The 12,032-nt window shown below is 40.5% G+C and carries 11 protein-coding genes; 10 read left to right on the top strand and 1 reads right to left on the bottom strand.

The features are described 5' to 3' along the window. The 7 genes from QZT69_RS05300 to QZT69_RS05270 all read left to right on the top strand — a co-directional run. The coding region (locus tag QZT69_RS05300; protein WP_294671351.1) for a hypothetical protein at positions 1–441 on the top strand (441 nt) is incomplete at its 5' end. Then, entirely contained in the window at positions 434–1,297 is an 864-nt protein-coding gene (locus QZT69_RS05295) for a hypothetical protein (RefSeq protein WP_294671348.1), read from the top strand. The genes QZT69_RS05300 and QZT69_RS05295, both read left to right, overlap by 8 nt. Then, positions 1,297–2,982 (top strand): hypothetical protein, encoded by a 1,686-nt coding sequence (locus QZT69_RS05290; protein WP_294671345.1) that lies wholly within the window; start codon positions 1,297–1,299, stop codon positions 2,980–2,982. Before QZT69_RS05295 ends, QZT69_RS05290 begins: the two co-directional genes overlap by 1 nt. Continuing rightward, a complete protein-coding gene (locus QZT69_RS05285; protein WP_294671342.1) occupies positions 2,979–4,100 on the top strand; it encodes a MoxR family ATPase in 1,122 nt (373 codons plus the stop codon). Before QZT69_RS05290 ends, QZT69_RS05285 begins: the two co-directional genes overlap by 4 nt. Further along, complete coding sequence (locus tag QZT69_RS05280) at positions 4,100–5,431, top strand: DUF58 domain-containing protein (RefSeq protein WP_294671340.1); 1,332 nt, start codon at positions 4,100–4,102, stop codon at positions 5,429–5,431. The genes QZT69_RS05285 and QZT69_RS05280 overlap by 1 nt, the downstream gene beginning before the upstream one ends. 44 nt (positions 5,432–5,475) lie before the next feature. Continuing rightward, a complete protein-coding gene (locus QZT69_RS05275) occupies positions 5,476–6,993 on the top strand; it encodes a hypothetical protein (protein ID WP_294671337.1) in 1,518 nt (505 codons plus the stop codon). Positions 6,994–7,103: 110 nt separating this feature from the next. Then, complete coding sequence (locus tag QZT69_RS05270; protein WP_294671334.1) at positions 7,104–7,970, top strand: hypothetical protein; 867 nt, start codon at positions 7,104–7,106, stop codon at positions 7,968–7,970. Here the strand turns inward: QZT69_RS05270 and QZT69_RS05265 are convergent. After that, the gene (locus QZT69_RS05265) at positions 7,888–8,271 is read right to left on the bottom strand and encodes a hypothetical protein (protein ID WP_294671331.1); all 384 of its coding nucleotides are present in this window, start codon (positions 8,269–8,271) and stop codon (positions 7,888–7,890) included. The two genes, QZT69_RS05270 and QZT69_RS05265, sit on opposite strands and share 83 nt — an antisense overlap. A 208-nt stretch (positions 8,272–8,479) precedes the next feature. Here QZT69_RS05265 and QZT69_RS05260 point away from each other — a divergent pair, with 208 nt between their 5' ends. From QZT69_RS05260 to QZT69_RS05250, 3 genes are all read left to right on the top strand, one after another. Beyond that, on the top strand, positions 8,480–8,923 hold the full coding sequence (locus QZT69_RS05260; protein ID WP_294671328.1) for a hypothetical protein: 444 nt from the start codon (positions 8,480–8,482) through the stop codon (positions 8,921–8,923). A gap of 257 nt (positions 8,924–9,180) precedes the next feature. Next, positions 9,181–10,161, top strand: a complete 981-nt coding sequence (locus QZT69_RS05255) for a hypothetical protein (protein WP_294671325.1) — start codon at positions 9,181–9,183, stop codon at positions 10,159–10,161. Between the two features lie 948 nt (positions 10,162–11,109). After that, a complete protein-coding gene (locus QZT69_RS05250; RefSeq protein ID WP_294671323.1) occupies positions 11,110–11,985 on the top strand; it encodes an AraC family transcriptional regulator in 876 nt (291 codons plus the stop codon). Positions 11,986–12,032 lie beyond the last annotated feature (47 nt).

Below are 12,032 nucleotides of genomic sequence, written 5' to 3'. Positions count from 1 at the left end.
ATTTTGGGCGAAGAATCCTTTGGGAAACGCTTCGGGAACGGATTCCGGTACGGAGCTCGCAACTACGGGAATGTATTGCTGGGTATTTCGCTCATGGGCTTGGTACTGTTCATTTTCGCACAGCCGATTGCCTGTGTGTTGAGCTACCAGGAAGTAAATTTCATGCGCGAACCCATGCTGGAAGATTTCCTGGATAAATTTGCTGATTTCGTTAAGAACGTTGCGCGCTATTACACTTCCGACTTTTTAGTTCCGGCAAACATTGCCCGCCAGCTGGTTTATGTCATGTTTATCCTGTTCACACTGCCTTTCTTTGTGATCATGATGGGATTCATGTTCTACACCTTCCGCGAGCAAAATCAATCTACCGGTTTGAAAAAACAATTTGAAAACTTTGGAAAACGCAAACGTTACCAGGAAACTGCCCTAGACTTTGAATAAAGCCTTTTTACATATCGTCTTCTGTTGTTTTCCACTCCTCCTCTTAGCCCAAGCAAAAAAGGAAAAGGAACTCACCACGCGTGAAAAATGGAACCAGATCCGGCAGGAACACGGCTACAAGCAATCCGACAAGTACAAAGGCCCGGAATCGGATTACTATCAAAGCCCGACTTCCATCAACGAATCCTATTCCAGCGGATCGGGAAGTCCGAATGGGACTACCAAACCCTACCAGGGAACGCCCTATTCTCCGAAAGACCTGGAGAAAGGGAAAAATAGCAAAGACGGCGACGGCGGAACCGGGACCATTGAAGAAGATCCGAATATCGAACCTTCCGAAGATGTGGACGTTCCGGATTTTGATGCGCCGAACGGGCCGAACATTGACGCACCGGATATTTCCGTGAACTTCTGGAAATGGCTCGGGATTATTTTATTGGTAGTAGCATTGGCCATTTTGATCTTCTACATGATCAAAAACAGAAGTCCGCGCGTGAAAACCATTCCGTTTGAAGCTTTAGTGGAAGATTTGAATCCGGCTGAGATCAGTAAGACCGAACTGGAACTGCGTTTGGAAGAAGCGACCGCTGCCGGCAATTACAAAGAATGTGTCCGCATTTACTTCCTGTTTGCCATGAAAGAACTGATCCAGCGCCGATGGATCTTCTGGAAAAAGGAAAAAACGAACATGCATTATATCATCGAAGTACAGGGAAAACCGATTTCCCGGGAATTCGAACAGATTGTTTCTATTTACGACCTGGTTTGGTACGGGGATTATTCCATGGATGCCGCCAGTTACCAGGTTATCGAACCACAGCTGAAAACAGCTTTCCAAAAAATTGAAAAAGCGTAATGAACAAAAAAGTCATCCTATCATTTTTGGGCTTTGCGCTGTTTATGGGGCTTGTAATCTGGTTCCTGGATAGTTCTGCCGGCGGTTCTGCAAGCAATATCCGCAAAAGGTACAGCTCCGACTGGAAAAAACTTTACGACCTGAAGGATGAGAATCCGCGGAATATTTCGTTTTTCATGGATTTACTCGACGTTCATGTCAAAGATTCCATTTACGATCTGAACTATTGGTCAGACCTCGACAGCATTCCCAATCACGAAGAAGCAACGTATTTGTTTATCGGGGATGAGCTGGGTGCTCCGACGGAATATTACGACTCCATCATGCATTACGCAGACAGCGGAGCAACCGTTTACCTGAGTTTCAACCACCTCACGACTAATATCTACGACCGCCACTTTTTGGAAGGCGCTTTCTATTGGGATTACAGCAGGGTACTTTTTGCATGGATCGGTGATACCACGCTTCCTTTCTACCACGTGTATGAGAACGATACGATCAACGAAGACTGGTATTCCTTTTCGGAAACGGAAATCATTGACACCAACTACCGCTCGTACATGTATGCGTTGAAGCATCCGTTTGCGTTCTACGAAAAACACCACAAGGGAAAAGTCCATTTCCACAGTATCCCGAATTTATTCGAGAACTACCAGGTTATTCAACCCAACGGATATGCACATGCGCGCATCGTCCTGAACAAAATACCCAAAGACAAACCGGTTATTTTCCTGACCTGCGGGATCAACGATTCAACCGAGCAGCCTATTTACGACGAAGATGCCGAGGAAGACGGGGCTGAAAAAGAAGACACTTCTTTGATCCAGTTTATCCTGAAGAACCCGGCACTGCGCCTGGCCTTCCTGTTATTGCTTGTACTGCTGCTCTTATACGTATTCTTCCGCGCAAAACGGAAAGAAGAGATCCTTCCGGGATACAGCCAGAAACGCAACATGTCATTGGCATTCGTGGAAACACTGAGTTCCATTTACATTTCCCGCAATTCGCCTGTGGGTGTACTGCAGGTAATGCGCAAGAACTTCTATTCGGCTATCAACAGGCATTTCTACGTGGATCTTTCCCGCAAAGAAACCCGCGAACAGAACCTGGAAAAACTCATTGCAAAAGTTCCGTACGATTCGGATAAGATCATCGACATTGTAAACAGCCTGGATTCCCGCAAAAACAACGTGGACAACCGCCATTTGGGAGCTACTTATGCGAAGATCCGCGCATTCTACATTGAAACGGGAATTCTTCGCCCTACGGAACACTTTGTGGCTTCGGACAAGGAAGTACACCTCGACAAATCCATCTGGATAGGTGCATTTATCCTGTTGATGGGATTAATCACCCTTTTCCGCGGGCTCTACATGCTCTCGCTTGGTGGAGGAATCGGGATGCTGTTCATTATCCCGGCTATCGTATTGATCTACTTCGCTTCGCGCTACATCCGTCTCCCGGTTGCGAGCATCCAGGCAGATCAGCTCATTATTTACGGCCTTGTTGCCGGAAAACGCGTAATTTCATTGAACCAAACCATTCATTGCAGCGTGGAAAAATCCCACGTTACGTTCGAATGCGAGGACGGAAATACCTTTATAATACGCCAGGCATTGCTTTCACGAAGAGCAAGGTCGGCACTGAACCAATTTGTAGAATTCATTAAACTTCATAAATCATGATCCAGGAAGGAAATGACGATTTAGCGGCATACATGCCAAATGACGGAGAACAGTCGAACGAGGCTGCTTCAACCAATCCCGCTCCGGAAGAACAAGCGAGTGCTTTGTCGAACCCGGCTGAGACACCGGTGACTCCGGTGACTCCGGGTTTCGTACAGCGCGATCAGACCGACCTGCTTTGGGTTGCTGAGAAAGTGAACCGCGTTCGCGAAGAAATGCGCAAATACGTGATCGGGCAATCCGAAATGATTGAACTGCTGCTTGCGGGAATTTTCTCCAACGGACACATCTTATTGGAAGGTGTTCCCGGAGTTGCGAAAACCCTGTCTTCAAAAGCTTTGTCACGCGTATTGCACGTGGACTTCTCACGGATCCAGTTCACCCCGGATCTGATGCCTTCCGATGTGATCGGTACTTCGGTATTCAGCATGAAGGACAGCGAATTCAGTTTCAAGAAAGGACCGATCTTCTCCAACATCGTACTGATCGATGAGATCAACCGTGCACCGGCGAAAACACAAGCCGCTTTGTTCGAGGTCATGGAAGAACGCCAAATCACTTACGACGGAACACAGTACAAAATGTCTTTCCCGTTTTTGGTGATTGCTACGCAAAACCCGGTGGAGCAGGAAGGAACTTACAACCTTCCGGAAGCACAGCTCGACCGTTTCCTGTTCAAGATCAAACTGGATTACCCGACATTGGACGAAGAGACGATGATCTTAACGCGTTACAAAGAACAGATCCAGGCACCGGACCTGGCAAACATCACTGCGGTTTTCACTGCCGATGAATTGCACAAAGTACAGAAAGTGGTAGAGAAAGTAATCATTGAAGACCGTTTGATCCAGTACATTGCACAGATCGTGAATAAAACACGGAACCATTCCAAATTGTACCTGGGAGGTTCGCCGCGTGCTTCGCTTTCCATTTTGAAAGCCGCCAAAGCATTCGCTGCCATCCGCGGACGCGACTTCGTGACACCGGATGATATCCAGTTCGTGACGATCCACGTATTGAACCACCGTTTGATCCTGACTCCGGAAGCGGAAATGGAAGGAACCCAAATGGAAGAAGTGATCCGTGAAATCGTTCAAACCATCGAAGTTCCGCGTTAATGAAATTACTGGCAAGTATCCATCTCACCCGGTTCTTTTTCCTCGTTGGAGGAATAGGGATCGCATTGACAGGAGGAGCATTTTTTGTTCCCTTCCTGGGCATTATCGGCAAAACGGTTTTGTTTGTGCTCTTATTTGCCCTGATCCTGGATGTCTTGCTTGTAAATCTCTACAAAGAACCGATCCGCGTGCAACGCAAATACCAGGAACGCATGAACCTGGGCGACGAGAACAAAGTCACGGTTTCTGTTCTGAACCAAACCGCCCAGCCCCTGCAGGTCGGGATCTACGAAGGATACCCGCTCTTCATGCAGAAGAGAGCTTCCGTCTGGAACACCATTCTGCTGCCGAAGAAAACGAAGGATTTTCACTACTCCTTCACTCCTACCGAGCGCGGAGAATACGAATTCCGCGATGTGGTGATCTTTGTGCGCTCTACCCTGTTTTTGGCGCAGCGCCGCATCGTGATTCCGTTGGTGGAACGCATTGAAGTATATCCGTCCGTATTGCAGATGAAGCAGTACGAATTGAAAGTCTTCAACCAGCAGACCCTTTCACAGGGAATCAAAAAGGTGCGCCGGATTGGTAACACGAGCGAGTTTGAGCAGATCCGCAATTACGTGCAGGGCGACGACCTGCGCACCGTGAACTGGAAAGCAACGAGCCGCAAGAACGAACTAATGGTGAACCAATACCAGGAAGAACGCTCGCAGCCGGTTTACTGCGTGATAGACAAGAGCCGCCCGATGCAGCTGGCCTTCCACAAAATGACCATGCTGGATTACGCCATCAACTCCGCTTTGGTCTTCACCAACATAGCCCTGAGAAAAGGCGACCGCGCCGGCCTCATCACCTTCTCAGACAAAATGGGAGCCATCGTTCCCGCCGAAAGAAATCAAGGTCAACTGAGACGCATCCTGGAAAGTTTGTACAACCAAAAAACACTCTTCAAAGAAGGAAACTTCGAATTGCTGTACCAAACGATCCGCAAACAGGTGAAAACGCGCTCCCTCCTACTGCTCTACACCAACTTTGAAAGCGAATTTGCCATGCGCAGAGCGCTTCCAATGTTACAGCGCCTGAACAAACGCCACGTACTGGTCGTCATCTTCTTCCAGAACAACGAACTACAGGAACTGGCCCAGCAGCCAGTCCACACCCACAAAGAGCTCATTGAAGCCACCGTTGCGGATAAAATGTCGAACGTGAAGTGGAACATTGCCCGCGAGCTGCGCCAAAACGGCATCCAAACCATTCTTTCCAAACCGGAAGATCTGTCGATCAATTCGATCAATAAGTATTTGGAATTGAAGGCGAAGGGGGTGATATAGGAAGCTTTTGATAAAGAGATATTAACTTACCCAAAATATTAAGTATGAATGAAGATTTCCTAAAACATCTTTCATTACCAGGAAGATTTGAACAATTGCAAAGAGAATCTCTTAAAACCGGAAGTGATATTTCTGGTATAATTCAACCAGTAAAATCTGCCTGTAACGAAATTGAAATCACTTTACGGGAAATACAGACTTCAGGTTTAGGGAGGCTCCTAATTCTTCATGGAACATCAGGTTCTGGGAAATCAACATTTCTACATGGATTAAAATATTTCTTTGATAATGTCGATATTATTTCATTTAAAAAGGAACAGCCAATACTAAGCTTGGCAACGTTTATAAGTAATGATACTCCAAAAGATACGAAACATAGGATTTATGTAATTGATGATAGAGACAATCCAAACGAAACTGATAGTGATCTAAAAGTTTCATTTGAAGCGCTTAGGAATTTATTTCGAATAGATCAAGGAAAAGCTCTAATTGTTTGGCCTATTACAGATTTAGAAGTATCAACCAAAATAGCTGAAATGGCTTGGCATATTGGAAGAGATAGTTTATTAGGAACACGTTATAAAAGATATGATTTTACTGGACTTTCAAAAGACAACTTTTCGGAGGTAGCAGATATTACGACACGTTCATTAAATGCTGGAGAGAATTTAGAATCATTTGGGATTGGCTCTGAAACTGCAATGCAAATGGCAAGAGAAAGTGAAACTATTGGTGAATTTTATTCTAGGTTGAATGCATATTCTGCTCAAAGAAATTCTCAAACATACAATATATTAAAAACCAAAATTAGACCGCGGGTTTGGATTGTCGTCCCTGGTGACGATTCAAAAGAGCTAGATCGTACAGTAAGTAGTTTAACTCAAGGAACTAGAAATAGACTCGATATAGACAAAATTGCAGAATTTCTAGACAATAAGGATAATAAATCTAATTACCTCAACGATTGGAGAAAGCGTAGAAATGACATGGCCTATCTTATGAGAATATTGGATGTCCGATTATTTGAATTAACTCCTAATGCGGCGCTGGCGGCAGTAAGGACTTATGGAGCAGAAAAAATAAAAACTGATCTGAAAAAGAAAACTGAAAAAATTGAAAATTGCATAGAAACAATTGCCAAAACAAGAGTTGGACAAGCAATTCTTAATCCAGAGGAATCATTAACTTTCCGACCAAGAGAAACTGCTGACGAAATGGCAAAAGAATACATGACTATTCAGCAATTAGCAGCAAAAGGTGATAATGCATTAAATCTTTCTTTAAGTGAGGCTTTAAAAGAATTTTTATTAAAATCAGGGAATGATGTAACAGTCACTTGTGAAAAACAAAACCTACCTAATAGTCAATTATGCCCCGATATACAAATTCCGCTTACTGATGGGAGTATTGTTTGTCTAGAACTCACTTGGCGATCAACAGGTAAACATATAGCAACAAAGGGCGAACGTCGTCCACAGAACACACTTTCACCAGGACACATAATGATGTATCTACTGGATAAATCAATGGAGTATGTAAAAGATCTGAAGCTTTCCGAATAGTTGTTCTTTTTAGTACCAAATAAGCCACAAACTCAAAAACAACGAACATCGAAAATAAACTCGAAATATTAATTAAAAACAAAATTCCCAAAGAAAGTATTGAGGAAATCTTGAAAGGTGCATCGTTTTTTGAAAAAACGAATGGTGTTTCAATGTCTGAATATTGGAAACTTGAGGAGTTTACAAATAGGGATGAATTTTATGTTGTATTGAATGCATACTTTGGATTGGTTGGAGCTATAAACCAAAATCCCGAAAATAACGAATGGCGGTTGAAATTTGATGTTGCTTTTTTATTTCAACTCAAATCAAACTCTCAATCTGCAAAGTCAATCGAATTACTAACCGATAGTAAATGTTACGCAGACTCATTAGTGATTTGTAGAACGCTAATTTCACGATTGAATTTACTAATCCTTTGTTCTTTGAATCCAGACCTTTTTGATTTTTGGTTAAAGGATTCCAAAAACAGCATCTTTTTAGATGGAAACATCCGTAACGAACTCAAAAACAACAACATATCACTTCCAACTCACTTATATGAATTTTATAGCGAAATAACACATGGACAAGTTCAAAGCTTAGCAGAAATTGGTTATTTTGAACAAGGTTTGTTTGCTGATGTAAAACTTGCTGAAAATCAGGTATGGGTCACAGCAAAATTTGCTATTGCCACAATCTATTTCACAGCTCTTTGTATGGCGATTCAAGATTGTGAAGGAAAGTCCATTCCTGAAAGATTTAAAAATCATCAAATCTTATTTGAGTGGTTAGAAAAAAATTATCTGATTCATAATAGAATTGATCAAATATGGACATTCTTACTTGAAGAAAGACACGTTGAAAAAGTTCGTAAAAATGAATACATCGTTGGTAGAAATTATGATTTTAATGCTATAAAGGAACAGATAGCAAAATTTCATAGAAAAGGACAGAAAAAAAAGCTGTCAAAAAAATACGACTTAAAGGAATCGTAAAACAAAGATCCCGTCTAAGAATAAAACTTATCTCCTCCCCCACCAACTCCCTAAAAACCCCTTCCGCCAATTCCTCCAATTTTTCAAGTGGATCGCATTGCTCCAAATCTGCTGCTTGTTCGATGAGTTGATAGTACATTTCGAAGTTCTGTTCCGTTTCCGGGATTTCCAACAAGGAGAAGATCACTTTTGCATTGCCTAAGGGATAGTGGTTCGCCGGAACATGCAGGCGGTCCAGGGTGTTTGTCAAGCGGGAGATCTTGATATCGTCCTGGATGAGGGTTAGAATGTTTGCTTTCATATCCTGACGTATTTGTAAATCCCGATTCTTTTCCATGTAGCAAGTGTCGAGAAAAAATTCCGGAAACCATTTAACGGATATGTCAAACTCCGGAATTTCTTTGGGTGTTCGCATAAAATGAGGTGCTATATTTCTATCTTTGAAAGAAGTCGAAGGCTTAAAACCGTTAGAGTTAATTTAACTAAAAACAAGAACGAAATACCTACCTATGACACAACCGGAGTTTAAAAAATTCATCGAGAAAACGCTGGACGAATTAAAGTTAGCAGCAGAGATTCATGCAAATATTTCGCTACCGGATATCGGCAGTTTTCAATGGATGAGGGAAGGTGCCCCTATTTATAGAACTCGGATCGATATCATAGATGCCATCTGTAAAGAAGTCTATATCGATCCCAACAACATCTATCCATGTGTAGATTTGCAAATAAGTTATAATAAGGACAAAACAGCACTCGCTGTTCGTGGATTCATAGCGAATTATTCTCCGAGACCATTCCAAAGAGGTTGGAGTAATAGACCGGGACCATTTATTTATGCGATTTCAACTGCCCTTAATAGTCCGGAAATTGACATGAACTCAGAATCTTTTAAAATTAAAATGTTCGAACTGGGATTGTGGCATAAACCACCAAATGATGAAAACAAATAATATCGGCGATCCATTTTTCAGAAATCCTCCTTTTTGGCGCGAGCAGCTTTATCAAATTACCATCAACTCTCTCAAAACCCCTTCCGCCAGTTCTTCCAGTTTCTCCTTCAAATCACATTTCTCCGAATCTGCTGCTTGTTCAATCAGTATCCTTTTCAAAAGTTATGCATAGCACGCCGACGCTTATTGTATTTGCGGTATAAATTGTATTTTAGGTGGGGTTATAGATAAGTTATGCATAATAAACTGAACCCTTAATGAAATACATTTCGCTAATATTTTTTCTTGTCTATTTGAATAATCTCTCAGCACAAGAATTTATGACTGACACCTGTCATTTGAAAGGAGCTATTAAAAGTATAATTTACGAAGAACAAACATATTTCTCGCCTGATGAAATTGACATAAGAGAAACTCTTCATTATGTTTTCAATAAACAGAAGCGCACTGTAAAAATAGACAGGTCGCTTTATGTAAAATTTGAAGGGGAATCATTCAATTCATCTATTGAAAGGAAATTTGATAATTCTGGGTTAAGATTTTCAAGTGAGATATATCGACAAGATAACAAAGTAATCTCTGTTACAGACTTCATTTACGATGCTAATGGACAATTAATTCAATCAAATTATTTTCATGAAAACCACAAAATAAAAGTGAATACTACTTCATATAAGTACAACGAGTTAAATCAATTAATTGAATTAAAAAGTGTTATTGAAAGTGGTGAAGTGTTTCCAGACTATTTTAAATATGATGAACTCGGCAATAAAATTTATCATGCAGATCTTTCTTCAACTAGTCGGAAATATAAATTTTGGACCTTCAATACAAAAAATCTATTAACCGAAGAGAAGTATTTAGATTCAAACTGGTCTTCGAGAACTACTTTTTACATGAACTCAGACTACAAAATAGATACTAGTTCATTTGAAGATTTTTCGAAAAACGTTTACACCGCAGAGAGTTACATTTTCTTTTATAAATATGATGATGCGGGACAATTAATTGAAAAAATTGAAACTACTGCAAATGGAAAAATCGTTTTAAAAAGAACCTATACCAATAATTCGTATGGAGACCCAGTAAATGAGGTGGTTTTCTTTTTTGAATCTAATAATACCGACACAATTTCTTACGAATACCTTTACGACGATAACATGAATTGGATATCAAAAATCACAAAAATCAATGGCGATTTATTTAAAATTGAATCAAACAAGATCACATATTTTTAATGACTATGCCTAACACCAAATAAGCAAAAGCGCAAATTTTACTATACTTGTTAGGCGCCTTTGCCTATTTGGAAAACGTTAGGTGCAATTTTGCATAAAACCTTCAAAAGTAAAAGAGAATGATTTTAAAACCAGGTGATTTGTTTTTTGGCTTAATGGAATTTTTAGCCTTTATTATTCCAGGTTTTATCTTGTGTGCGACTTTGCCAGCAATTGTAGGTTTTAGTGTTCCCGACTTCTTAAACATAGTAGTTAATGATGTAACTGCATTCGCATGGTTCTTTTTCGTTATGATCTCATATATATCCGGTCATTTTATACATCACATTTGTGCGATGACTCTGAACCCAATATATGAAGTTAGTTACCTGAAATGGAAGCTAAAAAAGCACAAAAGCTTTATTTCGAAAAGTGAGGCCACGATTGAGGAAAAACTTTCTTTGCAAACAGATCAGCTAAAAGCTGCTGAAGCATATCTTAAGATGAATAATCCTACAATAGTTCCAGAACTAGAGAAGCACGAAGCTAACTCTAAATTATTTAGATCACTTTGTTTACTATGTGTCTATCTTTGTTTTTTTCCATGTTTGAATTGGACCGTTATTATTTCACTCATAATCATATCAGTCCTTTCGTTTACCAAATATGCTAACCAAAGATGGACACATAGATATTTGGTGTATCAATATTTTTTAATATCGATTGAAAAGTAAAACTGCACCTTCCAGCTATGGGACTATGGGAGTTCAGCGAGCGGTTAAAAAATTACGTTTGCTTCAGTAAAGGTTCAGAGCAATTTGCCTATTTGTATCGACAGATATTTAGCTGCTATTAAATCGCCACCTTCTTGTAGCTGCAAACCGTTATTAGCAACCCTAACACAACATGCACAGACCAACAAACAACACAAACTGGCTAACTTTGACTTGTGTTGAGAAAATAGAAACAATGTCCAAAAAAGTAAATCCTATTCCTGTAAATCCTATGTTGGCTGACTTCGGCACAGGCATTTTTGTAGGCAAAATGTCCAGCGAAGATTTTCAATTATTCGAGCAGCTTGAAGAAATTGACAACATAAAGCAATCGCATAGGGACGAATATCATTTGTTCTTTTTACAGGAAAAAGGAACAACGACCATTGAAATTGACTTTCAGGAATACACCATAGAACCTTCATCGGTTGTTTTTATTCATCAAAATCAAGTGCACAGAACCTTGTCGTTCAAAAATGCAACTGCAAGTATTTGGGCAATTAGTAATGAAAATCTGAATCCTGAATACCTGAAATTATTAGAAGATATAACACCAGTCAAACCTTTGCAATTAAATCAAGAATCGTTTGCAATTATTACGGAAGCTGTATCGTTTTGCTTAAAATTAGCTGAACGTAAAAACGAAAAACTATATTACCCTTTGCTAAACGGCAGCTGCAACACCTTAATCGGACTTGTTATTTCACAGTATTTAGTCCAATCAAAACCATTTGACAAACTTTCACGGTATGAAATCCTAACCAAAGCCTTTAAAGAGTTGTTGGAACGAAATTTTGCTTCTGCCAAACGACCGACAGAATACGCACAGCAATTAAATATTTCCTCATCTTATTTAAACGAATGTGTTAAAAACGCCACGGGATTTTCTGTTTCGCATCATATACAGCAACGTGTCGTTTTGGAAGCCAAACGCTTGCTTTATCATTCTAATATGTCGGTAAAAGAAATTGCCACCGAATTAGGCTATGACGACTACCCTTATTTTTCAAGGCTGTTTACCAAAGTTTCCGGTAAGACCGCTTTGGCGTTCCGAAACAAAAACCACGATTAATCCAATACTTACCTTGTTCCTGCATAGATTGAAATTTCCAATCATTG

The sequence above is a fragment of the uncultured Fluviicola sp. genome (genome assembly GCF_902168135.1).
GTDB lineage: Bacteria > Bacteroidota > Bacteroidia > Flavobacteriales_D > Crocinitomicaceae > Fluviicola.
Note: the sequence above shows the minus strand (reverse complement) of the source record. Positions and strands in the feature narration are given on the sequence as shown.